A 23,937-nucleotide genomic window follows, 5' to 3' on the forward strand; every position below is an offset into this window, starting at 1 on the left:
CATCCGGGGAAACTCGTCGTGTACACGAACCCGGAAGCCCCGGGACAGTTCCGGACGGACGGGATCGACGGGTACCGTGGACCCGGCCCGGACCACGGAAGAATCCCGAGGGCCAGGACTGAGGACATCGCAAGGAGCTTCAGGTGTTCAATGACATAGGACCGCTCGAGCTGGTGACGCTCGTTGTCCTCGCCGTGCTCGTCTTCGGTCCGGAAAAGCTCCCGAAGATGATCCAGGACGTCACCCGCACCATCCGCAAGATCCGCGAGTTCTCGGAGAGCGCCAAGGCGGACATCCGCGAGGAACTCGGCCCGGAGTTCAAGGACTTCGAGTTCGAGGACCTCAACCCCAAGACGTTCATCCGCAAGCAGCTGGACAACGACGAGCTGGGGCTCAAGGAGATCCGCAACGGCTTCGACCTGAAGAAGGAGATGGCCGAGGTCACGGACGCGGTCCACAGCCGCGACACGGACTCCTCCTCGTCTTCTTCGTCCTCGTCCTCCGGTTCCTCCGGCGGCTCGATCGACATGACCAAGAAGCCGGAGAAGACCGATCCGGACGAGCGCCCGCCCTTCGACGCGGACGCCACCTGAGTCGTACCCGCAGGCGTGTGACACGGCCCGAGTCGTACCCGCAGGCGTGTGACACGGCCTGAAAATGTCGCGTGCGCGCCCCACGCGCCGGGTGCTTTCCCTGCTGCTCGCAGCGGTGTGGCTATGCTGCCCAGTTGTTGTGCGGACCGCTGAGGACGCCCGAGGGGGGCGGGCCACCCGGTCCGACGAGAGCAAGGAGGCGTCCGGGCAGATGGAGACGACAAGTCGGGTAGGCGCGCAGGCGCCGGCCGCGGAAGACGGACAGCAGGTCCCCTCCGCCCGCCGCACAGTAGACGGATACCTGCTGGCACCCTTCCCCTGGTACGGCCTCGACGAGGCCTTCACGGGGCCGCGCTGGCTGATGCAGGTCGGTACGTCGGCGGACGGTGCCGTCGAGCACGGTTCGATCGGGCACGGGGAAGAGCCCTCGGTGCGCAGCGAGTCGACGGAGGACAAGGAGCGGTTCGCGGTCGTGGTGACCGTCGCGGCCAGCCCCTCGCGCCGCAGCGCGGACGGTACCGGGCTCCTCGAGGCCACGTCGGTGTCCTCGGCGGCCTGGCTGGCCGGTGTGGGGCTGCTGTCCTTCACCTGGCCCGGCCAGATGGACCACACCCGGCGGGACAACTGGCTGGACCAGCAGACCGAGACGGCGTGGGTCCTCGCGGACGACCTCGAAGGGCCCGACTGGTCCTCGCTGTCCCTCCCCGTGGACGGCGTCCCCACGCCGTTCCACTACCGCGAGCTGGAGTTCGGCTGGGTCCTCGCGGGTTCCACCCAGGAGGGGGTCCATGTGGGGGCGTACGGGCGGGGGATGAGCGCGTACGGGTTGGCCTTCGCCAAGATCAAGGACATCGCGGCGTACGAGTGACGGTGCCCTGCCCTCCGGGCGAGGGGCGGGAACGCGGGCCGATGGGGGACCTCGGCTCGTTCGGCGGCTGCGGGCCGGTTCTGGCTGGTCGCGCAGTTCCCCGCGTCCCATTGGGGCGCTCCTCAGCGGGGCGCCCCCGTCTACGTGCTGTCGGGGAACGGGCTAGAACTTGTTCCTCGGGGTGATGCCCAGGGACATCCCGGACAGGCCGCGCTGGCGGCCGCCGAGCTTGCCGGCGATAGCGCGCAGGGCGGAGCCCGCGGGGGACTCCGGGTCGGTCAGGACGACCGGCTTGCCCTCGTCGCCGCCCTCGCGGAGGCGGACGTCGATCGGGATGGAGCCGAGGACGGGAACGCTCGCGCCGGTGGTGCGGGTCAGGCCGTCGGCGACCGTCTGACCGCCGCCCGTGCCGAAGACGTCGACCATCTCGCCGCAGTGCGGGCACGGCAGGCCCGACATGTTCTCGACCACGCCCACGATCTTCTGGTGGGTCTGTACGGCGATGGAGCCCGCGCGCTCGGCGACCTCGGCCGCCGCCTGCTGCGGGGTGGTGACGACCAGGATCTCCGCGTTCGGGACCAGCTGGGCCACCGAGATCGCGATGTCGCCCGTGCCCGGCGGGAGGTCGAGGAGGAGGACGTCCAGGTCGCCCCAGAAGACGTCCGCCAGGAACTGCTGGAGGGCGCGGTGGAGCATCGGGCCGCGCCAGACCACCGGTGCGTTGCCCGGGGTGAACATGCCGATGGAGATGACCTTCACGCCGTTCGCGGACGGCGGCATGATCATGTTCTCGACCTGGGTCGGACGGCCGTACGCGCCGAGCATGCGGGGCACCGAGTGGCCGTAGATGTCCGCGTCGACCACGCCGACCTTGAGGCCGTCGGCCGCCATCGCCGCCGCGAGGTTCACGGTCACCGAGGACTTGCCGACACCGCCCTTGCCGGAGGCGACCGCGTACACGCGCGTGAGTGAGCCCGGCTTGGCGAAGGGCACCTCACGCTCGGTCTGACCGCCGCGCAGCGCGGTCGCCAGCTCCTTGCGCTGCTCGTCGCTCATCACGTCCAGGGTCACGTCGACGCGGGTGACACCCTCGACCGCCGAGACCGCCTCCGTCACGTTCTTCGTGATGGTCTCGCGCATCGGGCAGCCGGAGACGGTCAGATACACGGTGACCGCGACCGCGCCATCCGCACCGATCTCCACCGATTTGACCATCCCCAGCTCGGTGATGGGTCGCTGGATCTCGGGGTCGTTCACCGTCGCCAGTGCTTCACGCACCGCGTCTTCCGTAGCCATAGGACGATGGTACGGCGCCGGGCCCTGGGCTCGGAAAGCCCCGTCAGCGGTCGTCTACGTCACTTCGTGGCGGCCGTTCTGCCGGGAATACGACCCGGCCGTCGGTGCGGTGTTCCTCCAGCTCCCTGATCAGGTCCTGGAATTCGGAGCGGATCCAGTCGCGGGTGGCGACCTCGCCGAGGCCCATGCGCAGGGCGGCGATCTCGCGGGTGAGGTATTCGGTGTCCGCGATAGAGCGCTCGTTCTGCTTGCGGTCCTGTTCGAGGTTGACCCGGTCGCGGTCGTCCTGGCGGTTCTGCGCGAGGAGGATCAGCGGGGCGGCGTAGGAGGCCTGGAGCGAGAGCATCAGGGTCAGGAAGATGAACGGGTACGGGTCGAAGCGCAGATGGCGCGGTGCCGAGATGTTCCACACCAGCCACACGATGATGACGACCGTCATCCAGACGATGAACCGTCCGGTGCCGAGGAAACGCGCGATCCGCTCCGACAGTCGCCCGAAGGCCTCCGGGTCCCACTCGGGCACCAGCCGGCGGCGCGGCGGCAGCGGCTGGTCGAGGCGGGTGCGGGGCCGGGTGGTGGCGGTCGCCCCGGTGGCGGCCCGTTCGCGGGTCTCGCGGTCAGGTCCCATCGCGCCCCCCTTCGTCCACGCCTTCACGGCCGTCTTTCTGGTCGCCTTCCTCGTCGCCTTCCTCGTCGTCTCCCCGGTCGTCCTCGCGTTCGCGCAGGCGCCCGTCCTGAGGTTCGTCCAGGTGATCGTCCTGGGGGTCGTCCTCGCGCAGATGGAACTCGGTCTCGCGCCAGTCCTCCGGCAGCATGTGGTCCAGTACGTCGTCCACGGTCACCGCGCCGAGCAGTGAGCCGCTCTCGTCGACGACGGGCGCCGCGACCATGTCGTACGTGGCGAAGAAGCCCGCGACGACGGGCAGCGCCGCGTCCGGCGCGAGCGCCTGCAGATCGCCATCGAGGATCGAGCTGACCAGCGTGTACGGCGGATCGCGCAGCAGCCGCTGGAAGTGCACCGTGCCCAGGTACTTGCCGGTGGGTGTCTCGTCCGGTGGGCGGCACACGTACACCTGCGCGGCGAGCGCCGGGGACAGGTCGGGGTTGCGGACCCGGGCGAGCGCGTCGGCGACCGTGGCGTCGGGCCGCAGCACGATGGGCTCGGTCGTCATCAGACCGCCGGCGGTCCGCTCCTCGTACGACATCAGCCGTCGTACGTCGGCCGCGTCGTCGGGCCGCATCAGCGTCAGCAGTCGCTCCACGTCGTCCTCGGGGAGTTCGGCGAGCAGGTCGGCCGCGTCGTCGGGGTCCATCGCCTCCAGGACGTCGGCGGCGCGCTCCTCCTTGAGCTTGCCCAGGATCTCGATCTGGTCGTCCTCGGGGAGTTCCTCCAGGACGTCGGCGAGGCGGTCGTCGTCCAGGGCGGCGGCCACCTCCCCGCGCCGCTTCGGCGACAGGTGGTGCAGGACGTTGGCCAGGTCGGCGGCGCGCAGCTGCTCGAACGTGGCGAGGAGGCTCTCGGCGCCCTGTCCGTGCTCCTCCAGCGAGAACCCGGTGACGGCGGACCAGTCGACGGTCAGCGTCTCGCCCTTGGTGCGCCGGAAGGTCCCGCTGCGGCCCTTGCGCACGAAGACGCGGCCGATCTCCCACTCCCGGCGGGCCGGCAGCTGCTGGACGGACACGTCGAGCACGGTCACCTCCTCGTGGGTCTCGACGAGCTGGACCCGCCGGTCGAGCAGTTCGCCGAAGACGAGCCGCTCGGTGGGCCGCGGTTCGAAGCGGCGCACGTTCAGGACACCGGTGGTGATGACCTGGCCGGACTCGATGCCGATGACGCGGGTCATGGGCAGGAAGATGCGTCGCCGGGTGGAGAGTTCCACGACCAGCCCGAGCAACCGGGGCGGGCGGCGTCCGACGCGGAGCATGGCGACCAGGTCCCGCACGCGGCCCACCTGGTCGCCGTTGGGGTCGAAGACGGCGACACCGGCGAGGTGCGAGACGAAGATCCGGGGGGCGCCTGCGGCCATGCCCGCGCCTCCTTCTTTCCGTGTTGCTCTTTCTTCCGTGTCGCTGGTCGCGTGTTGTTCGTCGCGTTTGCTCGTCGCGTGTTGCTCCGGACGCTTGCCGGCCTTCTCCGTACGGGCGTTTGGTCCCGACCTGTCCGCTCAGGTGGGCTTCAGGCTAGCCCGTCCCGGTCGGATACGCCCTGGTGAGCGGTCCGGACGGACTGGCTCCGCCGGGCACGCACGGCACCGGTACGCTGCCGTACGCCGTTGGGGACACCCGGCACGGCCACCCCGGCATGGGCACCCGCACGGACACGCGCACGGACACGCGCTTGGACACCCGCATGGACACCCGTATGAAAGGCAGCCCTACCTGTGACTGCGATTTCCCAGGGCCGAACCCGCAGGGCCGCACTGGTGGGCGCGATGTGCGCACTGGTCGTGACGGGGACGGCGCTGACGGGGTGCGGTAGTGAGGATCCGGACGCGGGCACGAACGGGGTCGGGAAGCTGCCCGCCACCGAGATCCAGTCGAAGACGCGCAAGGCCGCCACGTCGGCCGAGGCGGTAAGACTCGCCGGGACCGTGGTGTCGAACGGCCGCACGTACAAGCTCGACATGCGGCTGAAGTCCGACGGCGGCACCGGTTCGGTCACCTCGGAGGGGGCGAGCTTCCATCTGCTCCGGGTCGGCCGGCATCTCTTCCTCAAGGCCGGCGCCGAGTTCTGGAACCACCAGGGCGGCAAGAGCGGTGCCACCTCCTCGGCGGACACCGCGGCCGCCGACAAGCTCGACGGCAAGTACGTGAAGGTCCCGAGCGGCGACCCGGCCTACAAGCGCTTCATCAGCTTCACGGACAAGGACGTCCTGCTCGACGGTCTGCTGACCCTGCACGGCTCCCTCGCCACGGACGGCCACCACGAGCAGTCCGGCGTCCGCACCATCCGTATCACCGGCGACAAGGGCGCGGGCGGCACCCTGGACGTCTCCCTGAAGGGAACCCCGTACCCGCTGCTCCTGGTCCGCGCGGGCGACGCCGGCACGCTCAGCCTCACCGACTGGGGCAAGAACTTCGCCCTCGCGGAGCCCGCCAAGGACGAGACCGTGGACTACGGCCAGCAGCTGCCGACGTCGTAGCCCTGGGGCCTGTCCGCCGGACAGGCACTAGCGGCGGCGTCCCCGCTTCCTGAAGAGCAGGCGTGGTACGGCGGCCGGGATCGGTTGGCGGGTGGTCGCGGGGGACGGGACCGGCGCGGCGGCCAGCGAGCCGTCCGGCAGCGGGAGGGTGCCCGCCCGGGGCTCCAGGCGCAGCACCCGGCACTCGCGGGCCCAGCGGGCCGGCATCTCCTCGCCGTCGGGCGCGTTCAGACGCTTGCCCTTGAGCTCGGCGACGGTCGCCTCCCACGCGGGGGAGCCGGGCGCGAGCTCGACCACCTTCGCCGTCCACGCGGCCAGCCGCCCGCCCTTGTCCTTGCTGCGGACGACGACGACCGCGTCGCCCCCGTCGACGAGCCCGGGCAGCGGCTGCTCTCCGGGCCCGTCGCCGACCAGGCAGGCCGCGCCGTCGTGCCACACGTGCCACAGGGCCCGGGTGGGCGCCTCGGCGCCCGGCGCCTCGGGCGCCGGCACGCCGCCGCTGCGCACCCAGATCAGCCCGGACTTCTTCGTGGCCTCCTCGACGAGGGCCCGGTCGAGCAGCTGTTCCGTCATGGGCCCAGCCTATCCAGGGGCACCGGGCGGTCACCCGGTGCGCTCAGAGCCAGCCGTTGCGCTTCAGGATCCGGTGGATCGACAGACACATCCCGACCGTGGCGCCCAGCACCAGCGGGTAGCCGAACTTCCAGTGCAGCTCCGGCATGTAGTCGAAGTTCATGCCGTACACGCCACAGACCATCGTCGGTACGGCGATGATCGCGGCCCAGGAAGTGATCTTGCGCATGTCCTCGTTCTGCGTCACGGACGCCTGCGCGAGGTTGGCCTGGAGGATGGAGTTGAGCAGTTCGTCGAAGCCGAGGACCTGCTCCTGGACGCGGGCGAGGTGGTCGGCGACGTCGCGGAAGTACTTCTGGATGTCCGGGTCGATCAGCCGCATCGGGCGCTCGCTGAGCAGCTGCATGGGGCGCAGCAGCGGGGACACGGCCCGCTTGAACTCCAGCACCTCGCGCTTGAGTTGGTAGATGCGGCCGGCGTCCGTGCCGCGCGGGGTGCCCTTGCGGCCCGGCGAGAAGACCTCGGTCTCCACCTCGTCGATGTCGTCCTGCACGGCGTCCGCGACCGCGATGTACCCGTCGACGACGTGGTCGGCGATGGCGTGCAGCACGGCGGAGGGGCCCTTGGCGAGCAGCTCGGGGTCGTCCTGCAGCCGGTGTCGCAGCGCCCGCAGCGAGCCCTGCCCGCCGTGCCGGACGGTGATGAAGAAGTCCCGCCCGGTGAAGCACATGACCTCGCCGGTCTCCACGATCTCGCTGGTGGCGGTGAGTTCGTCGTGCTCGACGTAGTGGATGGTCTTGAAGACGGTGAACAGGGAGTCGTCGTAGCGCTCCAGCTTGGGCCGCTGGTGGGCCTGGACGGCGTCCTCGACGGCCAGCGGGTGCAGCCCGAACTCGCCCGCGATACCGGCGAATTCGGCCTCCGTGGGCTCGTGCAGACCGATCCATACGAAGCCCCCGTCGCGGTGCACCAGCCGCATCGCCTCCTGGGGCGTCAGCGGCTCGGGGGTCTGGACGCGGGCGCCGTCGCGGTAGACGGCGCAGTCGACCACGGCGGAGTTGGTCCCGGGGGCGCGGGTGTGGTCGTACGAGCCACTGTCCTTGCGCAGCGAGGGACGGGGGCGGACCGCGGCACGCAGGTCACGAATCATCGACATGACGGGCTCCTTCGCAACGGAGGCGACCGACGACGGTTGGAACTACCCGGAATGGGGACGTCCTGACTGCGGATGTTTGGCACGTCCACAAAGCGGGGAGCACCGCACCGTCGCGGTGGCAGCTTCGCTACTGATTCAGATCAGACAGATCGGATGGATCAGGCGGAAACGAAGCGCTCTTCCGTGGTGCACCGGGACAACGCTGACACGTATGCACACGTTTGCAGGAGGAAGCAGCCGACAGAGCTACAAGAGCCGGGGAGCGGCTGGAACCAGCTACAGAAACTTCAGCGACCGGAAGAGCGGGTGGTACTGCCAGGTCGACTTCGGTCCATTGCAGCCCCACCTCCTCCGGTCGGTCCCCCGTGAGGGACGATCCATCCCCCGTGGGGGAGCTGGCTCCCCCCGTGGGGAAGCCAGTCAGTCTCAGTGCGTCGGAGCTTGAGAGCGACGCTTCTGCGTGCTGCCCCGACCAGCGGCCAAGACTATCAGCGCACTGAAGCGTCAAGCCGCCGCTTTGCCCGTTGCTGACGAGTTCTATGCTCGGCTCATGGCTGATGTTCTTCCTTTGGTTGAGGCCCGGTTGCGCTCCGCGCTGGGCGAACCCGACGCCCGGGCCGCGGTCACCTTCCTCGGCACCGACCGTATCGAGGTGCTGCGCTTCACAGAGGGTGACGTCGTCCGCTACGCCACGCTGGGTATGTCCGCCCAGCCGATGGCGGACCCCACGGCGGTCCTCGCCGACCCGGTGAAGGGCCCGCGCGCGGAGCTGGTCCTGTCGGTCCGCCCCGGTACCGCCGACACCGACAAGGTGCTCCGCCCGCTCGCCGTGCTCGCCGCGTCCCCGCAGGTCGAGGGGCTGATCGTGGCCCCCGGTGCCTCGCTCGACGTGGGCGGGGCGCTGTGGCCCGGTGCGCCGTTCACCTCGGTCCTGGTCGCGGAGTCCGGTGGTCTGGTCGAGGACCTGGAGCTGGACGCGCCCGCCGATCCCGTACGGTTCCTGCCGCTGCTCCCGATGACGCCGAACGAGGCCGCGTGGAAGCGCGTGCACGGCGCCGGGGCCCTTCAGGAACGCTGGCTGAATGGCGGAACGGACCTGCGCGATCCCTCGCGCAGGTCCGTTCCGCTGGATTGAGTACTTCTCGCCCGGCTCCGCCGACCTGAGACCAGGCCGGTTTCCTGGCCGAAAACAGTCAGTTGGCGAACACGGTCACACTGTCCTCGGTGGCGTGCTTCGGCTGGAGCTCCTCGGCCTCGTGGGAGAGCGCGTTCCGGCGTACGAAGACCACGACCGCTCCGATCACGGCGGTGATCGCGGCGACCACGAACGGGATGTGGATGTCGCTCCACTCCTCGATTTTCGGCGCGAAGTAGGGCGCGGCCGCGGCGGCGAACCACCGGACGAAGTTGTAGCCGGCGCTCGCCACCGGGCGGGGCGCGTCCGACACGCCGAGGGCCAGCTCGGTGTAGACGGTGTTGTTCACGCCGATGAAGGCGCCCGACAGGATCGTGCAGACCACGGCCGCGGTGTGGTTGCCGTACCCGAGCACGAGCACGTCGGCGGCGAGCAGGACCAGGGAGCCGCCCAGCACCTTGAGCGAGCCGAACCGTGCCTGCATTCGGGGCGCCACGATCACCGAGAAGACGGCGAGCAGCAGGCCCCAGCAGAAGAACACGGCGCCCGACTTGTAGGGGGTCATGTTCAGCACGAACGGGGTGAAGGCCAGCACGGTGAAGAACGTGTAGTTGTAGAAGAACGCCGACACGGCCGCCGAGGCGAGGCCGCCGTGGCCGAGCGCCTTGATCGGGTCGAGCAGTGAGGTCTTCTTCGCGGGCCTCGGCTGCTCCTTCAGGAACGCCGTGATGCACAGGAAGCCGACCGCCATCAGGAACGCGGTGCCGAAGAAGGGGTAGCGCCAGCTGGCGTTGCCGAGCAGGGCGCCGAGCAGCGGCCCGCACGCCATGCCGAGGCCGAGCGCGGACTCGTAGAGCAGGATCGCCGCGGCGCTGCCGCCGGCCGCCGCGCCGACGATGACGGCGAGGGCGGTGGAGACGAACAGCGCGTTGCCCAGACCCCAGCCGGCCCGGAAGCCGACGAGTTCGCCGACCGAGCCCGACGTGCCCGCGAGCCCCGCGAAGACCACGACGAGCGCGAGGCCGAGCAGCAGGGTCTTCTTGCCGCCGATGCGGCTGGAGACGAAGCCGGTCACCAGCATCGCGACCGCGGTGATCAGGAAGTACGAGGTGAACAGCAGCGAGACCTGGCTCGGGGTGGCGTCCAGGCCCTTGGCGATGGAGGGCAGGATCGGGTCGACGAGCCCGATGCCCATGAAGGCGACGACGGATGCGCCGGCGGTCGCCCAGACGGCCTTCGGCTGCCGCAGGATGCTGCCCGCGCCGGCGTCGAATGTGTCCCCCTCGGCGGGACCTCCCGTGGTGTTGGTCATGCTCGCTCCTCGACTGCGAATGGAGAGATCGGTGGCCATGGATCGATGGCTAGATCGTTGGCGTATACACATAATAAGTTAGAAGTGCTAATTAATGCAAGCTGCATCTAGTTCCATCGGGTGACCGGCGCGCTCCGGACGGGTGATCGTCCTTGACGCGGCGAAATACGGGGAGGACCGTGGGGCCCTATGAGGGGCGAACCCAGTTGCCCGAAGTGTGGTGGCCGGGTCAGGGCTCCCGGCCTCTTTGCCGACTCCTGGCAGTGCGATGCGCACGGGGCCGTGTATCCGCTGCAGCCCGTGATCCCGCCCAGCGTCGAGGCCCTCGGTGTCGTGGTGCACCGTGCCCAGGTGCCGGTGTGGATGCCGTGGCCACTGCCGGTCGGCTGGCTGTTCACCGGCGCGGCCTTCGCCGGTGACGATCGCAGCGGAGGGCGCGCGACGGCCGTGGCCTGCTCGGGCCCCGGGCCGCTCGGCGGCATAGGGGAGCTGATCCTCGTCGCCGAGGAGCTCGGCGTCGGCCTCGGCGCGCGCTACGCGGGCATCGACGGACCCGACCCGGGGCCGTACATGAACGTCGAGAAACCGCCCCAGGCGAAGGTCCTCGCGGCCGGTCGCCCGACCCCGCTCTGGCATGTGGCCGGCAGTCCGGACGACCGTGCCGTCTTCGCGGGCGAGGCGCTGGGGCTGTGGGTGTGGGCGGTGGTGTGGCCCGAGCAGTCGGGGCTGCTGATGTACGACGAGCTGGTGCTGACGGATCTGCGGGATGCGGGGGCGGAGGTGGATCTGTTGCCGTGCGGGGCGTTGTCACCACGGATCCTGGAGCCGTAGCGCTCCGCTGTGGTGCAGGGGCGCCTCGGGCGGGTGGAGGCGTGCGGGTTGTCGTTGGCTGAGCGCGCGGTTCCCCGCGCCCCTGGCGGGGCGCTTCGCGCAGCTTGGTTGTAGGGGGCGCCCGGTACTTGTGGGTGTGACAAGAAGCTCGGAGCTCCCGTTATGCTTGAGCGTCCCCTGTCACCCCGTCATCGCCTGGAGTCCGCGTCGTGCGCATCGATCTGCACACCCACTCCACCGCGTCGGACGGTACGGACACCCCCGCCGAGCTGGTGCGCAACGCCGGCGCCGCCGGTCTCGACGTCGTCGCGCTGACCGATCACGACACGACCCGCGGGTACGCGGAGGCGCTGGCCGCGCTGCCCGCGGGGCTCACCCTCGTCACGGGCGCCGAACTCTCCTGCCGCCTCGACGGCATCAGCATGCACGTGCTGGCCTACCTCTTCGACCCCGAGGAGCCCGGGCTGCTCGCCGAGCGCGAGCTGGTGCGCGACGATCGCGTGCCGCGTGCCCGGGCCATGGTCGCCAAGCTCCAGGAGCTCGGTGTGCCGGTCACCTGGGAGCAGGTCGCGCGCATCGCGGGCGACGGATCCGTCGGGCGACCGCACGTCGCCTCCGCCCTGGTCGAGCTGGGGGTCGTGGACAGCGTCTCCGACGCCTTCACGCGGGACTGGCTGGCCGACGGCGGTCGGGCCTACGTCCCCAAGCACGAGACCGACCCCTTCGAGGCGATCCGCCTCGTCAAGGCCGCGGGCGGCGTGACCGTGTTCGCGCACCCGGCCGCCGCCAAACGCGGCCGGACCGTGCCGGAGTCCGCGATCGCCGACCTGGCCGCCGCCGGGCTCGACGGCATCGAGGTGGACCACATGGACCACGAGCCGGCCACCCGCGCCCGGCTGCGCGGCCTCGCCGCCGACCTAGGACTGCTCGCCACCGGATCCAGCGACTACCACGGCAGCCGCAAGACCTGCGTGCTCGGGGAGTTCACCACCGACCCCGAGGTGTACGGCGAGATCACCCGGCGTGCGACCGGGGCGTTCCCCGTGCCGGGCGCCGGCGGAGTCTGACGCCCGCCTTCGCGCCCCAGGTTCCTCGAAGCACCCGACAGGGCACCTGACGAAGCGCCTGCCCAAGCGCCTGCCAAAGCGCTCGGCAACGTACTCGACGCCGGCCGTCGTGTGCCTCCGTTCCGCCCGGCGGAACGCCTTTCCCCAGCGGTGGCGGCAGATCTCGCCGCGCCGGTTTCCCCACCTTCGCAAGGCCTCACTCACTCATGTTCGACGTCGCCGTCTTCGGCTCCCTCTTCCTCACCCTCTTCGTCATCATGGATCCCCCCGGGATCACGCCGATCTTCCTCGCGCTCACCGCGGGACGCCCCGCCAAGGTGCAGAAGCGGATGGCCCTCCAGGCCGTCTGCGTGGCCGGCGGCGTGATCGCCGTCTTCGGCCTCCTCGGCCACCAGATCCTCGACTACCTGCATGTGTCCGTGCCCGCGCTGATGATCGCGGGCGGGCTGCTGCTCCTGCTGATCGCCCTCGACCTGCTGACCGGCAAGACCGACGAGCCCAAGCAGACCAAGGACGTCAACGTCGCCCTCGTACCGCTCGGCATGCCGCTGCTCGCGGGACCCGGCGCGATCGTGTCGGTGATCCTCGCGGTCCAGAAGGCCGACACCGTCGCCACCCAGGTGTCCGTGTGGGTCGCGATCCTCGCCATCCACGTCGTGCTGTGGCTGGTCATGCGCTACTCGCTGCTGATCATCCGCGTCATCAAGGACGGCGGTGTCGTGCTGGTGACCCGGCTCGCGGGCATGATGCTGTCCGCGATCGCCGTGCAGCAGATCATCAACGGGATCACCCAGGTGATCCGGGCGAGCTGATCGTGAGCCGGTGAGAACGTGCAAAGCCCCGTACGGCGTCGTGCCGTACGGGGCTTTGAAATCTGAAGGCGTCCGCCCGGAGGTGAACTGCTCCGTGATGCTTCGAACTGCTCTGAAATGTTATGAAGCGGACGATTCGGTCGGGCGGATCCACAGTCGCTGCCCGATGGCGGCGGCCTGCTGAACGATCCGGTTGACGGAGGCGGCGTCTACAACGGTGGTGTCCACGGGCGTGCCGTCGACATCGTCGAGTCGCATGATTTCGAAGCGCATGGGCTTCTCCCTTCGTCTGGTCATCCTCCTGAGGAGAACTACTGGCGTGTGGTGCGCGAGACGTCGATGCTCGCGCTTCCGTTCGTATTCAACGGGGTGCGTGTTACAAACATTCCCTACGCTAAGGAAATTTTTCGAGAACCTAATTACTGTCCGGTAAGAAGTCTGGAGGAGACTGAACGGGACCAGTTGTGTTCGCAGCGTGACCGCCGGGACAATGGAGGTGATGAACGACGACCACGCGGCGCTCGGCGCCCGCATCGACCGCACGAACGAGCTGCTCCAGCGCATGCTCGCCGAGGTGGCGAAGACGCCCTCGACCCATGCGATCTTCGTCGACGCCGGATACCTGTACGCGGCCGCGGGGCGGCTCGTCGCCGGGACCGAGGACCGCCGTGCCTTCGACCTCGACGCCGAAGGTCTCATCGACGCGCTCATCGACAGGGCCCGCACCATCTTCGCCGACAGCAGGCTGCTGCGCGTCTACTGGTACGACGGCGCACGCCGCCGTATCCACACCGCGGAACAGCAGACGATCGCCGAACTCCCGGACGTGAAGGTCCGGTTGGGCAACCTCAACGCCAACAACCAGCAAAAGGGCGTCGATTCCCTCATCCGCTCCGACCTGGAGTCCCTCGCCCGGCACCGCGCCATCAGCGACGCCGCACTGCTCGGCGGCGACGAGGACCTGGTGTCGGCGGTCGAGGCGGCGCAGGGGTACGGGGCGCGGGTCCACCTCTGGGGTATCGAGGCGCCCGAGGGCCGCAACCAGGCCGAGCCGCTGCTGTGGGAGGTCGACAGCCAGCGCACGTTCGACCTCGAATTCTTCAAGCCCTACGTGTCCCGGCGCACCTCCGCGACCTACGACCCGACGGCGGCGAGCCGGCCCTCCCGCGAGGACGTGCGGTTCGTGGGCGCCCAGATCGCCGCGAAGTGGCTGGCCGCTCGGGGTCGCGAGGCGCTGGTGGAACTGCTGCCCGGCCACCCCTACCTGCCCGGTTCGGTCGACCAGGATCTGCTGGTCGAGGCCGAGGGGCTGCTGCAGTACTCCCTGCGGGGCCAGGCGGACCTGCGCCGCGCGCTCCGGGACGGCTTCTGGGAGCACTTGCAGGCGCAGTACTAGCTGCTACCGGTCCGCCCCCGGATCACTCCTGCGTCTGATCCCAGAACTTGGCGAGGGCGAGGGCCGTCTGCTCGGGCTGGTCCGTGTTCGGGGAGTGCTCGGCTCCCCGTACGACCGTGCGCCGGGCCTTGAGACGTACGGCCATGTCGTCCAGGAGCGGCACCGGCCAGGTGTCGTCGAACGCACCCGACAGCACATGCTTGGGCAGGCGTACGGCGGCCAGCTCGGCGACGCGGTCGGGCTCCGTGCACAGCTGACGGCCGGTCGCGATCAGCTGGGCCGGTCGGGTGAGCAGCCAGCGGCGCCGCAGGTCCTCGCGGTCGTCCAGCCCACCGTCGAGATCGGCGGTGTCGATCTCCTCCGGCGGTTCCATCGCCTGGATGGCGTCCCACACCTGGGCCATGTCCATCACGGCGAGGGCGTCCCGGAGCAGTTTGACGCGCTGTTGCTGGGAGGCGGAGATCTGGGCGGGGCCCGAGGCCATGAGGGTGAGTGAGGCGAAGGGGGTCGGGTCGAGGAGGACGGCGGCGCGGGCGACCAGTCCGCCGAGGGAGTGGCCGACCATGTGCACGGGGGTGCCGACGGCTGCCGCCTGGGCGAGCACGTCCTTCGCCAACTCGGCCTGCGCGTACGCCGATTCGTCGTGCTCGGGACCGTCGCTCTCGTACTGCCCGCGGCCGTCCACGGCGACGGTACGGTACCCGCGCGCCGCGAGCGGCTCGTGCAGCGCGATGAAGTCTTCCTTGCTGCCGGTGAAACCCGGCAGCAGCAGCACGGTTCCCTTCAGCCGCGCCTGCGGCGCGGCGTCGAGCGCGGCGAACTCGCCGCGGGCGGTGCGGAGACGGTAGGCACGGACACCGGCGGGCGGCGCGAAGGAGGGGGGCCTGCTCATGCTCCGAGGCTATCGGGCGGGGCTGCGCCCCGGCTCCCCGCCCGCCCGTAGTTGTCCGGCTGACGGCCGGTGGGGGCTGAGCGCGCAGTTCCCCGCGCCCCTGAAAGCCCCCAGCTCGTCCGGCGTGTGAGGACGAGGCCGTCAGGCCGACGGGGCACCGGGGCGCAGCCCCGTGCCCCAGGGGCGCGGGGAACTGCGCGCCCAGCCCCCAGCCACCCGCAGTCGATGAACCCACCCAGGGGGTCTGGAGAACGCCGATGGCCCGGTCCCACTGTGCGTGGGACCGGGCCATCGGGCTGAGGATCAGCTCTCCGCGGGCTCCGCGGCAGCCGCCGCCTTGCGCGTACGCCGACGCGGCGCTGCCGCCTCGGGCGCGGCCTCCGTGGCGACCGCGGGCTCCACGACCTTGCGGGCACGCCGACGCGGCTTGGCCTCCGGCTCGTCAACGGCGGCCGACTGAGCGGGAATCGCCGCCTCGACGGGCTCCGCGACGGCCTTGCGGGTCCGGCGACGGACGGGCTTGGCGGTGGCTTCGGCGCTGTCCACGGCGGCTTCGGCGGGCGCCTCGGCCGTGGCCTTGGCCCGCGTACGCCGCGGCTTGGTGGCGGGGGCCTCCGGAGCGGCCTCGACCGCGTCCACCACGGCCACCGCCGCCTTGCGCGTACGCCGCGGCTTGGCGACCGGCGCCTCGGCGACACCCTCCGCCGTGTCGACCGCGGCCTCCGCGGCCTCCGCGACCTTGCGGGTACGGCGACGAACCGGCTTGGCCGGAGCCTCCGCGACGGCCTCGACGGCGGCGGTCTGCGCCGGAATCTCGGCCTCTATGGGCGCCACGACCTCGACAGTCGCGACGGTCTCCGCGACGGCCTTGCGGGTGCGGCGACGGACGGGCTTGGCGGTGGCTTCGGCGCTGTCCACGGCCGCTTCTGCGGGCGCCTCGGCCGTGGCCTTGGCCCGCGTACGCCGCGGCTTGGTGGCGGGGGCCTCCGGAGCGGCCTCGACCACGCCCTCGGCCGTGTCGACGACGGCCTCGGCGGCCTTGCGGGTACGGCGACGAACCGGCTTGGCCGGAGCCTCCGCGACGGCCTCGACGACGGCCTCGGTGACGGCTTCCACGACGGGCGCGGATTCCGCGACCACGGCCACGGTCTCGACCGGGGCAGGAGCGGCCTCCGCCGTCTTACGGGTCCGACGTCGACGCTGCTTCGCGACCGCGTCCTCCGGCGTGGCCTCGACCACGCCCTCGGCCGTGTCGACCGCGGTCTCCGCGGCCTGCGGGGTCTCGCTCACCGACGGCTCGGAGACCGTGGCGGCAGCCGCCACCGTCTCCTCCGTACCCCCGGCGCGCGTACGGCGACGGCGACGCGGGGTGCGGGGCTCGGTGGCCTCCGCGGCGGCGGGCTCGGTGGTCGCCTGCGGAGTCGGCGTCGTGGACGTCTCCTCCAGCGCGGCACCGTTGCGCGTACGGCGACGGCGGCGGGGCGTGCGCGCCGGGCGCTCACGCTCGCGCTCCACGGGCGCCGGCGCCGACGAACGGCCACCGCGACCGCGCGGACCGCCACGCCCGCCGGTCTCGCCGAGGTCCTCGACCTCTTCGGCCGCGAGGCCGGCGCGGGTGCGCTCGGACCGCGGCAGGACACCCTTGGTGCCGGCCGGGATGTTCAGTTCCTCGAAGAGGTGCGGGGACGTGGAGTACGTCTCCGGCGGGTTGCCGAAGCCGAGGTCCAGCGCCTTGTTGATGAGCTGCCAGCGCGGGATGTCGTCCCAGTCGACGAGGGTGATCGCGATGCCCTTGGCGCCCGCGCGACCCGTACGGCCGATGCGGTGCAGGTACGTCTTCTCGTCCTCGGGGGACTGGTAGTTGATGACGTGGGTGACACCCTCGACGTCGATGCCGCGGGCGGCGACGTCGGTGCAGACGAGGACGTCCACCTTGCCGTTGCGGAACGCGCGCAGTGCCTGCTCGCGGGCGCCCTGGCCGAGGTCGCCGTGGACCGCGCCGGAGGCGAAGCCGCGCTGCTGGAGCTGGTCGGCGAGGTCCGCCGCCGTCCGCTTGGTGCGGCAGAACACCATCGCGAGCCCGCGACCGTCGGCCTGCAGTATGCGTGCGACCAGCTCGGGCTTGTCCATGTTGTGCGCGCGGTAGATGAACTGCGCGGTGTTGCGGACCGTCGCGCCCTCGTCGTCCGGCGCCGTGGCGCGGATGTGCGTGGGCTGTGACATGTAGCGGCGCGCGAGACCGATGACCGCACCCGGCATGGTCGCCGAGAACAGCATGGTCTGACGGCGGGCCGGCAGCATGTTCATGATCTTCTCGACGTCGGGCAGGAAGCCCAGGTCGAGCATCTCGTCGGCCTCGTCGAGGACGAGCGCCTTGATGTGCTTGAGGTTGAGCTTCTTCTGGCCCGCGAGGTCCAGCAGTCGGCCCGGGGTGCCGACGATGACGTCGACGCCCTTCTTGAGGGCCTCGACCTGCGGCTCGTACGCCCGGCCGCCGTAGATGGCGAGAACGCGTACGTTGCGGACCTTGCCGGCGGTCAGCAGGTCGTTGGTCACCTGGGTGCACAGCTCGCGCGTCGGGACGACGACGAGGGCCTGCGGGGCGTCGGTGAGCTGTTCGGGCTGGGCCCGGCCCGCCTCGACGTCCGCGGGGACGGTGACACGCTCGAGGAGCGGGAGGCCGAAGCCGAGCGTCTTGCCGGTGCCGGTCTTGGCCTGGCCGATGACGTCGGAGCCCGAGAGGGCTACGGGGAGCGTCATCTCCTGGATGGGGAAGGGGGTGATGATGCCGACGGCTTCAAGGGCTTCGGCCGTCTCGGGAAGGATTCCGAGCTCTCGGAAAGTCGTAGTCAGGGTGCTGCCTCTTCTGTGTACGCGGCGCGAGGCGAGCGCGGGGGTCGTGTCGGGGACCGTGCCGGGGACGTCGGCCGCTCTTGACGGGCGGGCCGAGTGGCATGGGACCACTGCCGACGCTCGAGCTCTCGTACCGCTGAGGGTTCCCTCCGGATGTCGTACGCAATGTGCCGTACGGACGAGGAGGGCTGTCGGGTCGGAGCCGATCGGGCCACCGACCGGGCATCCTCATTCGTGCGGCCCGTCGAATACTCGCCGGGCGCATTACCACCATACCCCGGAATCGCGCACATGCGATGGCCGATTTGGTCACGTAGTCGTCGTCACACTGATTGACCAGGGACTTCCCTGTTGCGTTGAGCGGGCTATTGTGCGCTTCATGACGACGCCTGACAACGCCGCTGACCGGTCCGCCGAGGCCACCGACAAGACCACCCCCGCGGCCACCGGAGTCGCCGCGCAGAACTGGGACACGGCCGCCGCCGACCCCCAGTACCGCGCCGCGGTCGTGGACCTGCTCGGAGCGCTCGCGTACGGCGAGTTGGCGGCGTTCGAGCGGCTCGCGGAGGACGCCAAGCTGGCCCCGACGCTCAGTGACAAGGCCGAGCTGGCGAAGATGGCGTCGGCCGAGTTCCACCACTTCGAGCGGCTGCGGGACCGGCTCGCCTCGGTCGGCGCGGAGCCGACCGAGGCGATGGAACCGTTCGTCGCCGCGCTCGACGGCTTCCACCGGCAGACGGCTCCCTCGGACTGGCTGGAGGGCCTCGTCAAGGCGTTCGTCGGCGACTCGATCGCCAGCGACTTCTACCGTGAGGTCGCCGCGCGCCTCGACGCCGACACGCGCGGGCTCGTGCTCAGCGTCCTCGACGACACCGGGCACGCGAGCTTCGCCGTCGAGAAGGTGCGCGCCGCCATCGACGCGGACCCGCGCGTGGGCGGCCGGCTCGCGCTGTGGGCGCGGCGGCTGATGGGCGAGGCGCTGTCGCAGTCGCAGCGGGTCGTCGCGGACCGTGACGCGCTGTCGACGATGCTCGTGGGCGGTGTGGCGGACGGGTTCGACCTCGCGGAGGTCGGCCGGATGTTCTCGCGGATCACCGAGGCCCACACCAAGCGGATGGCGGCACTGGGCCTGGCGGCCTAGACCCGGTTTCCTCGGTTCCCTTGGTTTCCTTGGTTCCCTCGGTGCTTGTCGGCCTCAGGAGTTTCGCCGTCGCCCGCTTCGGTCACGCCGTCGCCGAGCGGCGGCGAAATCTTTCCGCGGGGCGCAGCAGAAGCGACAGCAGCGCGGCGGAGACGATCACGGCGCCGGCGAGGATGACCAGGAAGTGGCCGGAGCCCAGCGCCGTGTGCGTCAGGAAGGCCCCGAACAGGGCTCCGGCGACACCGGTCGACAGGACCAGGCCGCGGCTCGGCAGACGGTGCGGCAGTCGGTACGCCGCCCCCCATGCCAGCGCGAGACCGAGCATCGCGGCGCCGAGCGCTTCCAAGAACATGGTGGGGGTCCCTCCCGCACGGCCGGTGCAAATCGGTCGTAGCGGGTCTACCCCCGAGGTGCGGAACGCAATCCTCCCCTGTGGACGTTCTGTGCTCCATCCGTGGTGGTGAGACCAGGGGTAGGGGCCCGGCGCGACGCGCGCGGAGGATGCGGTTCCGTGCACGCGAAGGGGGCCCGGCGACAGTGTCACCGGGCCCCCTTTCGCTCGCCTGAACTACAGCGCGCTGAATCCCACCTTGCGCTGCGTGGGCTCGCCGAGCTCCACGTACGCGAGGCGGTCGGCCGGAACCAGGACCTTGCGGCCGTGGTCGTCCACGAGGCTCAGCAGCTGCGACTTGCCGGCCAGCGCCTCGGACACCGCGCGCTCGACCTCTTCCGGGGTCTGACCGCTCTCCAGAACGATCTCGCGGGGCGCGTGCTGCACGCCGATCTTGACCTCCACGGCTTTGTCCCTCCGACGGTCAGTCATGTGCGCGTCTCTCCGCGCCGTACGCTGCACACATTAGCCCGGTGAGGGGACGTGCACGTTCCGGCCGAGAACGCCAAGAGCGAACAGCGGACGGGAACAAAGAGACGGTCGGGGCGGTCGGGCGTGAGGCGCCGGGCGTGAGTCAGTGGTGATCGGTGCCGTGCAGCGGGAATCCCGCGATACCCCGCCAGGCCAGTGACGTCAGCAGCTGCACCGCCTGGTCGCGCGGGACGCTGCGGTCGCTGTGCAGCCAGGAGCGGGCCACCACCTGTGCGAGGCCGCCCAGGCCCGAGGCGAGGAGCATCGACTCGGCGCGCGAGAGACCGGTGTCCTCCGCGATGACCTCGCAGATCGCCTCCGCGCACTCGTGCGTGACCTTGTCGACGCGCTCGCGGACCGCGGGCTCGTTCGTCAGGTCGGACTCGAAGACGAGCCGGAAGGCACCGCCGTCGTCCTCGACGTACGCGAAGTAGGCGTCCATCGTGGCGCGGACGCGCAGCGAGTTGTCCGTGGTGGACGCGAGCGCCGTCCGTACCGCATGCAGCAGGGACTCGCAGTGCTGGTCCAGCAGCGCGAGGTAGAGGTCGAGCTTGCCCGGGAAGTGCTGGTAGAGAACCGGCTTGCTGACGCCCGCGCGCTCGGCGATGTCGTCCATGGCGGCCGAGTGATACCCCTGCGCAACGAATACTTCCTGGGCGGCGCCGAGGAGCTGGTTGCGTCGGGCACGGCGCGGCAGGCGAGTGCCCCGCGGGCGTGCCGCCTCTGTCTGCTCGATGGCTGTCACGCCGCCTCCCAAAATTGTCCACATGCGGTGTGCGCCGCGCCGCCATCGTACTTTTCGGTAACCCCACTGTGCGCGGTGCGAGCGCAGAATTTCACGGACCGGACGCGTGCGATAACGACACAGAGGGTGACGAACGGGGTGAGAAGGGCGTGAAGTCGCGCCGGATACCGCTGGTCGGCGGGGTCCGGTCACATGGGGTCATCCCCTGTAGTCGTCCTCGTTGAGTCGGACGACCCTGGCCTGCTCGGCGAGGTCGGCCTCGTTGGCGTTGAAGGGGTCACCGGGGGGTTCGGGGTCGATGTCGTCCACCGGATCCAGCTCGCTGAGCTGCTCGGCGAGGTCCGCCTCCGGGGCTTCCGGGTCAAGGATCTCCCGGAACCGGTCGTTGAAGGTCTCGGGGTCTGTCGGGTCGACTGTCATGATTCCTCTTCCCGAGCGGTGCGAGTGCGCTCCTGATGTACGGATCCCTGGGTGCGGATCCCTGGGTGGGGATCCTGGTGTACGTACGAGTGCCCTCGATCGAAGCCTAGGAGACACCCGATCGAGGCGCTAGATGATCCGCGCACGATCTGTGACAGCGAACACATGAACCACTGCGTGATCGTCTCGTAACATTGCCGCATGTCTTCGACCGAGCTGCCCGCCGTGCTGGCCACCACCGTCACGCCGAGGGTCGGGACCGTCCGGGTCGCGGAGGGGGAGCGTCTGCGATCGGTCGGGCTGCCCGGGATCACCCTGACCGTGCGTTCGAGACCGCCCGTGCGCGAGGGACTGCCGCCCGCCCTGTACGTCCATGGGCTGGGCGGTTCGTCGCAGAACTGGTCGGCGCTGATGCCGCTGCTCGACGGGCTCGTGGACAGCGAGGCGCTCGATCTGCCCGGCTTCGGGGACTCGCCGCCGCCCGACGACGGCAACTACTCGGTGACCGGGCACGCGCGCGCGGTCATCCGTTATCTCGACGCGGCCGAGCGCGGCCCCGTGCACCTCTTCGGGAACTCGCTCGGCGGAGCGGTCGCGACGCGTGTCGCCGCGGTACGGCCCGACCTGGTCGAGACGCTCACCCTGATCTCGCCCGCGCTCCCGGAGATCCGCGCGCAGCGCACCGCGTGGCCGACGGCGCTGCTCTCGGTGCCGGGTGTGGCGCGGCTGTTCACCCGGCTCACCAAGGACTGGAGTGCCGAGCAGCGCGTCCGCGGGGTCATGGCGCTCTGTTACGGCGATCCCGGCATGGTGACGCCCGAGGGGTTCCGCGACGCGGTCGAGGAGATGGAGCGGCGGCTCGCGCTGCCCTACTTCTGGGATGCCATGGCGCGTTCGTCGCGCGGTCTGGTGAACGCGTACACGCTGGGCGGTCAGCACGGGCTGTGGCGCCAGGCCGAGCGGGTGCTCGCGCCGACGCTGCTCGTCTACGGCGGCCGTGACCAGCTCGTCGCGTACCGTATGGCCCGGCGCGCGGCGCGCGCCTTCCGCGACTCCCGGCTGCTGTCGCTGCCGGACGCGGGGCATGTGGCGATGATGGAGTACCCGGAGACGGTGGCCTCGGCGTTCCGTGAACTCCTTGCGGAAACGGGCGAGTTGACCTCCCCGGCCGGTGCGGACGCGGGGAGCTGAGGCGGGGCGTGGGACGTCACAGTCGCCGGGGGCGGGCCGGTAAGAGCGACACGGGGGAGCTGCCGAGGGTTCCGGCACCCGGTGCCGCGCCGGGCACGGCTCAAGGGGTGGCGCCGGGTACGGGCCCTGCGGCGACCTCGCCACAGGGGGCCACGCGCGGCCCCCTGGGCCCACAACCACCGGGACCTCGACGCCCCACACCGACCGGCACTCCCCGCCCCCAGGACGGGACTCCGGCGCACGGTTTCCCGCGTCTTCCCGATGGCACGCCGGCGCATGGCTTCCCGCGGATGGCGAGCGGGGCCCCGGCGCAGGGTGTGCCGCGTCCCCAGGACGGGACTCCGGCGCAGGGTGTGCCGCGTTATCCGGACGGGACTCCGGCGCACGGTTTCCCGCGCCTACCCGACGGGACTCCGGCGCACGGTTTTCCGCGTCTTCCCGACGGCACGCCGGCGCACGGTGTTCCGCGGTTCGCCGATGGGACCCCCGCGCGTGGTGTGCCCCAGGCGCGTGCGGGGCACCCCGAGCAGCGTGAACCCGGCGGTGGCTGGGGCGCGTTCACGGGTGGCCCGCGGACGGCGGGGGCCACGGACGGCGGGCCGCAGGGGGCGCCGCAAGGCATGCCCCAGGGGGCACCCGGACCGCGCATCCCCCGGCAGCGGCAGGAGGCCGACGCCGGGCTCGGGCCCGGCCCGGGGCTCCGGCAGGCCTACGTCGACGCCTTCGACGAGAGCGAGGGCAGCGGCGAGAGGCCGGGGACCGACGAGTCGGGGACCGAGGAGGCGGAGAAGGGCAAGGGCGCCAAGGGGCGGGCGTTCACCGGAATCGCCGCGGCCGCCGTCACCACCGTGCTCGCCGTCGTGGTGGCCGGACAGGTGGCCGCCGGGCGGCACGACGCCACCGCGCAGACGCAGTCCGCCGCCGGTGGTGGACTGGACGCCCGCGCGTCCGCCTCGCCCGGGGACACCGGGTCGACCCCGTCCGTGGCGCCGAGCGCGGCACCGCTGACGTACGACCAGAAGATGGGGGTGAGGTACCCGCTCAGTGCCACCCTCAAGGCCTCGGGGAAGTTCGACGCCGTCCCCGGGTTCGACAAGGCGCCCGGAAAGGGTCAGAAGTACACATACCGGGTGGACGTGGAGAAGGGTCTCGGCCTCGACGTCGCCCTCTTCGCGCAGGCCGTCCAGAAGACGCTGAACGACAAACGGAGTTGGGCCCACAACGGCGCCCGTACCTTCGAGCGGATCTCCTCCGGCACGCCCGACTTCGTGATCACGCTGGCCAGCCCCGGCACCACCGCCGAGTGGTGCGCCAAGTCCGGGCTGGACACGACCGAGGACAACGTGTCGTGCGACTCGGCCTCCACCGAGCGCGTGATGATCAACGCGTACCGCTGGGCGCAGGGCTCCAAGACCTACGGTGACGCGATTCACCCGTACCGGCAGATGCTCATCAACCACGAGGTCGGCCACCGCCTCGGATACGGCCATGTCACCTGCGACAAGGACGGCGAGCTCGCGCCCGTCATGCAGCAGCAGACCAAGTTCCTCGACCATGACGGAATCCACTGCCTGGCCAACCCCTGGCCCTATCCAGGGAGTTGACGGAGGGTTCGCGGGGGGCCACTGGGGCCACGTTGACATGCTCCGAA

Annotated in this window: 24 protein-coding genes; 11 read left to right on the top strand and 13 right to left on the bottom strand. The window is 70.8% G+C overall.

Annotated features, from left to right (window positions below; all coding sequences use genetic code 11):
- Nucleotides 1–143: 143 nt before the first annotated feature.
- Nucleotides 144–593, top strand: coding sequence for a sec-independent translocase (locus FNV62_RS32885; RefSeq protein WP_054228215.1), 450 nt, complete (start codon nucleotides 144–146; stop codon nucleotides 591–593).
- A gap of 211 nt (nucleotides 594–804) precedes the next feature.
- Nucleotides 805–1,461 carry a hypothetical protein gene (locus FNV62_RS32890; protein WP_054228214.1) on the top strand — a complete coding sequence of 219 codons (657 nt, stop codon included), beginning with the start codon at nucleotides 805–807 and terminating at the stop codon, nucleotides 1,459–1,461.
- Nucleotides 1,462–1,623: 162 nt separating this feature from the next.
- Here the strand turns inward: FNV62_RS32890 and FNV62_RS32895 are convergent, their stop codons facing one another.
- From FNV62_RS32895 to FNV62_RS32905, 3 genes are read right to left on the bottom strand one after another with little or no spacing between them, the layout of a single operon-like run.
- The gene (locus FNV62_RS32895; protein WP_054228213.1) at nucleotides 1,624–2,757 is read right to left on the bottom strand and encodes an Mrp/NBP35 family ATP-binding protein; all 1,134 of its coding nucleotides are present in this window, start codon (nucleotides 2,755–2,757) and stop codon (nucleotides 1,624–1,626) included.
- Between the two features lie 43 nt (nucleotides 2,758–2,800).
- Nucleotides 2,801–3,385, bottom strand: a complete 585-nt coding sequence (locus FNV62_RS32900) for a DUF1003 domain-containing protein (RefSeq protein WP_054228286.1) — start codon at nucleotides 3,383–3,385, stop codon at nucleotides 2,801–2,803.
- The gene (locus tag FNV62_RS32905; RefSeq protein ID WP_144315712.1) at nucleotides 3,375–4,784 is read right to left on the bottom strand and encodes a magnesium transporter MgtE N-terminal domain-containing protein; all 1,410 of its coding nucleotides are present in this window, start codon (nucleotides 4,782–4,784) and stop codon (nucleotides 3,375–3,377) included. Before FNV62_RS32905 ends, FNV62_RS32900 begins: the two co-directional genes overlap by 11 nt.
- Nucleotides 4,785–5,138: 354 nt before the next feature.
- Between FNV62_RS32905 and FNV62_RS32910 the strand changes: the two genes are divergently transcribed.
- A complete protein-coding gene (locus FNV62_RS32910) occupies nucleotides 5,139–5,900 on the top strand; it encodes a hypothetical protein (protein ID WP_225900456.1) in 762 nt (253 codons plus the stop codon).
- Nucleotides 5,901–5,927: 27 nt separating this feature from the next.
- Here FNV62_RS32910 and FNV62_RS32915 read toward each other — a convergent pair whose 3' ends face one another.
- Together FNV62_RS32915 and FNV62_RS32920 are read right to left on the bottom strand one after the other, a co-directional pair.
- Entirely contained in the window at nucleotides 5,928–6,473 is a 546-nt protein-coding gene (locus tag FNV62_RS32915) for a hypothetical protein (RefSeq protein ID WP_143627975.1), read from the bottom strand.
- 43 nt (nucleotides 6,474–6,516) lie between these two features.
- Entirely contained in the window at nucleotides 6,517–7,629 is a 1,113-nt protein-coding gene (locus FNV62_RS32920) for a magnesium and cobalt transport protein CorA (protein WP_054228210.1), read from the bottom strand.
- A gap of 550 nt (nucleotides 7,630–8,179) precedes the next feature.
- On the opposite strand from FNV62_RS32920, the gene FNV62_RS32925 reads away from it, so the two are divergent.
- Nucleotides 8,180–8,764 carry a suppressor of fused domain protein gene (locus FNV62_RS32925; RefSeq protein WP_054228209.1) on the top strand — a complete coding sequence of 195 codons (585 nt, stop codon included), beginning with the start codon at nucleotides 8,180–8,182 and terminating at the stop codon, nucleotides 8,762–8,764.
- A gap of 58 nt (nucleotides 8,765–8,822) precedes the next feature.
- Here FNV62_RS32925 and FNV62_RS32930 read toward each other — a convergent pair whose 3' ends face one another.
- Nucleotides 8,823–10,076 (bottom strand): MFS transporter, encoded by a 1,254-nt coding sequence (locus FNV62_RS32930; RefSeq protein ID WP_054228208.1) that lies wholly within the window; start codon nucleotides 10,074–10,076, stop codon nucleotides 8,823–8,825.
- A 189-nt stretch (nucleotides 10,077–10,265) separates the two neighbouring features.
- Between FNV62_RS32930 and FNV62_RS32935 the strand changes: the two genes are divergently transcribed.
- From FNV62_RS32935 to FNV62_RS32945, 3 genes are all read left to right on the top strand, one after another.
- Nucleotides 10,266–10,907: a DUF6758 family protein gene (locus tag FNV62_RS32935; RefSeq protein WP_054228207.1), complete on the top strand. Its 642-nt coding sequence runs from the start codon at nucleotides 10,266–10,268 to the stop codon at nucleotides 10,905–10,907.
- Nucleotides 10,908–11,116: 209 nt separating this feature from the next.
- Nucleotides 11,117–11,974, top strand: a complete 858-nt coding sequence (locus FNV62_RS32940; protein WP_143627977.1) for a PHP domain-containing protein — start codon at nucleotides 11,117–11,119, stop codon at nucleotides 11,972–11,974.
- A 206-nt stretch (nucleotides 11,975–12,180) separates the two neighbouring features.
- Nucleotides 12,181–12,786: a MarC family protein gene (locus tag FNV62_RS32945; protein ID WP_054228205.1), complete on the top strand. Its 606-nt coding sequence runs from the start codon at nucleotides 12,181–12,183 to the stop codon at nucleotides 12,784–12,786.
- A gap of 120 nt (nucleotides 12,787–12,906) precedes the next feature.
- Here FNV62_RS32945 and FNV62_RS54715 read toward each other — a convergent pair whose 3' ends face one another.
- On the bottom strand, nucleotides 12,907–13,059 hold the full coding sequence (locus tag FNV62_RS54715; protein WP_097286158.1) for a hypothetical protein: 153 nt from the start codon (nucleotides 13,057–13,059) through the stop codon (nucleotides 12,907–12,909).
- A 217-nt stretch (nucleotides 13,060–13,276) separates the two neighbouring features.
- Between FNV62_RS54715 and FNV62_RS32950 the strand changes: the two genes are divergently transcribed.
- Nucleotides 13,277–14,182, top strand: a complete 906-nt coding sequence (locus FNV62_RS32950; protein WP_179858560.1) for an NYN domain-containing protein — start codon at nucleotides 13,277–13,279, stop codon at nucleotides 14,180–14,182.
- A gap of 22 nt (nucleotides 14,183–14,204) precedes the next feature.
- Here FNV62_RS32950 and FNV62_RS32955 read toward each other — a convergent pair whose 3' ends face one another.
- Nucleotides 14,205–15,074: an alpha/beta fold hydrolase gene (locus FNV62_RS32955; RefSeq protein WP_060901357.1), complete on the bottom strand. Its 870-nt coding sequence runs from the start codon at nucleotides 15,072–15,074 to the stop codon at nucleotides 14,205–14,207.
- Nucleotides 15,075–15,377: 303 nt separating this feature from the next.
- The gene (locus FNV62_RS32960) at nucleotides 15,378–17,834 is read right to left on the bottom strand and encodes a DEAD/DEAH box helicase (RefSeq protein ID WP_205523165.1); all 2,457 of its coding nucleotides are present in this window, start codon (nucleotides 17,832–17,834) and stop codon (nucleotides 15,378–15,380) included.
- Between the two features lie 472 nt (nucleotides 17,835–18,306).
- On the opposite strand from FNV62_RS32960, the gene FNV62_RS32965 reads away from it, so the two are divergent.
- Entirely contained in the window at nucleotides 18,307–19,068 is a 762-nt protein-coding gene (locus tag FNV62_RS32965; RefSeq protein ID WP_082416308.1) for a ferritin-like fold-containing protein, read from the top strand.
- An 82-nt stretch (nucleotides 19,069–19,150) separates the two neighbouring features.
- Here FNV62_RS32965 and FNV62_RS32970 read toward each other — a convergent pair whose 3' ends face one another.
- The 4 genes from FNV62_RS32970 to FNV62_RS32985 all read right to left on the bottom strand — a co-directional run bounded on the left by FNV62_RS32970 (nucleotide 19,151) and on the right by FNV62_RS32985 (nucleotide 21,095).
- A complete protein-coding gene (locus FNV62_RS32970; protein ID WP_054228201.1) occupies nucleotides 19,151–19,420 on the bottom strand; it encodes a hypothetical protein in 270 nt (89 codons plus the stop codon).
- Nucleotides 19,421–19,636: 216 nt separating this feature from the next.
- Entirely contained in the window at nucleotides 19,637–19,864 is a 228-nt protein-coding gene (locus tag FNV62_RS32975; RefSeq protein WP_028801993.1) for a DUF3107 domain-containing protein, read from the bottom strand.
- A gap of 169 nt (nucleotides 19,865–20,033) precedes the next feature.
- The gene (locus tag FNV62_RS32980; protein WP_054228200.1) at nucleotides 20,034–20,675 is read right to left on the bottom strand and encodes a TetR/AcrR family transcriptional regulator; all 642 of its coding nucleotides are present in this window, start codon (nucleotides 20,673–20,675) and stop codon (nucleotides 20,034–20,036) included.
- Nucleotides 20,676–20,873: 198 nt separating this feature from the next.
- Nucleotides 20,874–21,095 carry a hypothetical protein gene (locus tag FNV62_RS32985; protein WP_054228199.1) on the bottom strand — a complete coding sequence of 74 codons (222 nt, stop codon included), beginning with the start codon at nucleotides 21,093–21,095 and terminating at the stop codon, nucleotides 20,874–20,876.
- Nucleotides 21,096–21,296: 201 nt separating this feature from the next.
- On the opposite strand from FNV62_RS32985, the gene FNV62_RS32990 reads away from it, so the two are divergent.
- Both FNV62_RS32990 and FNV62_RS32995 read left to right on the top strand, forming a co-directional pair.
- Nucleotides 21,297–22,286 carry an alpha/beta fold hydrolase gene (locus FNV62_RS32990; RefSeq protein ID WP_054228198.1) on the top strand — a complete coding sequence of 330 codons (990 nt, stop codon included), beginning with the start codon at nucleotides 21,297–21,299 and terminating at the stop codon, nucleotides 22,284–22,286.
- An 8-nt stretch (nucleotides 22,287–22,294) separates the two neighbouring features.
- Nucleotides 22,295–23,890: a DUF3152 domain-containing protein gene (locus FNV62_RS32995; protein ID WP_144315714.1), complete on the top strand. Its 1,596-nt coding sequence runs from the start codon at nucleotides 22,295–22,297 to the stop codon at nucleotides 23,888–23,890.
- Nucleotides 23,891–23,937: the final 47 nt, after the last annotated feature.

Origin of the sequence: Streptomyces sp. RLB3-17, assembly GCF_007113425.2 — a bacterium.
Classification (GTDB): domain Bacteria; phylum Actinomycetota; class Actinomycetes; order Streptomycetales; family Streptomycetaceae; genus Streptomyces; species Streptomyces mirabilis_D.

Excerpts from the sequence above, each read along its gene's own strand:
- FNV62_RS32985 (WP_054228199.1), bottom strand. The coding sequence starts at position 21,095 with ATGACAGTCGACCCGACAGACCCCGAGACCTTCAACGACCGGTTCCGG.
- FNV62_RS32945 (WP_054228205.1), top strand. The coding sequence starts at position 12,181 with ATGTTCGACGTCGCCGTCTTCGGCTCCCTCTTCCTCACCCTCTTCGTC.
- FNV62_RS54715 (WP_097286158.1), bottom strand. The coding sequence starts at position 13,059 with ATGCGCTTCGAAATCATGCGACTCGACGATGTCGACGGCACGCCCGTG.
- FNV62_RS32990 (WP_054228198.1), top strand. The coding sequence starts at position 21,297 with ATGTCTTCGACCGAGCTGCCCGCCGTGCTGGCCACCACCGTCACGCCG.
- FNV62_RS32930 (WP_054228208.1), bottom strand. The coding sequence starts at position 10,076 with ATGACCAACACCACGGGAGGTCCCGCCGAGGGGGACACATTCGACGCC.
- FNV62_RS32925 (WP_054228209.1), top strand. The coding sequence starts at position 8,180 with ATGGCTGATGTTCTTCCTTTGGTTGAGGCCCGGTTGCGCTCCGCGCTG.
- FNV62_RS32900 (WP_054228286.1), bottom strand. The coding sequence starts at position 3,385 with ATGGGACCTGACCGCGAGACCCGCGAACGGGCCGCCACCGGGGCGACC.
- FNV62_RS32960 (WP_205523165.1), bottom strand. The coding sequence starts at position 17,834 with ATGACGCTCCCCGTAGCCCTCTCGGGCTCCGACGTCATCGGCCAGGCC.
- FNV62_RS32970 (WP_054228201.1), bottom strand. The coding sequence starts at position 19,420 with ATGTTCTTGGAAGCGCTCGGCGCCGCGATGCTCGGTCTCGCGCTGGCA.
- FNV62_RS32895 (WP_054228213.1), bottom strand. The coding sequence starts at position 2,757 with ATGGCTACGGAAGACGCGGTGCGTGAAGCACTGGCGACGGTGAACGAC.
- FNV62_RS32935 (WP_054228207.1), top strand. The coding sequence starts at position 10,266 with ATGAGGGGCGAACCCAGTTGCCCGAAGTGTGGTGGCCGGGTCAGGGCT.
- FNV62_RS32965 (WP_082416308.1), top strand. The coding sequence starts at position 18,307 with ATGACGACGCCTGACAACGCCGCTGACCGGTCCGCCGAGGCCACCGAC.
- FNV62_RS32890 (WP_054228214.1), top strand. The coding sequence starts at position 805 with ATGGAGACGACAAGTCGGGTAGGCGCGCAGGCGCCGGCCGCGGAAGAC.
- FNV62_RS32955 (WP_060901357.1), bottom strand. The coding sequence starts at position 15,074 with ATGAGCAGGCCCCCCTCCTTCGCGCCGCCCGCCGGTGTCCGTGCCTAC.
- FNV62_RS32950 (WP_179858560.1), top strand. The coding sequence starts at position 13,277 with ATGGAGGTGATGAACGACGACCACGCGGCGCTCGGCGCCCGCATCGAC.
- FNV62_RS32920 (WP_054228210.1), bottom strand. The coding sequence starts at position 7,629 with ATGTCGATGATTCGTGACCTGCGTGCCGCGGTCCGCCCCCGTCCCTCG.
- FNV62_RS32905 (WP_144315712.1), bottom strand. The coding sequence starts at position 4,784 with ATGGCCGCAGGCGCCCCCCGGATCTTCGTCTCGCACCTCGCCGGTGTC.
- FNV62_RS32915 (WP_143627975.1), bottom strand. The coding sequence starts at position 6,473 with ATGACGGAACAGCTGCTCGACCGGGCCCTCGTCGAGGAGGCCACGAAG.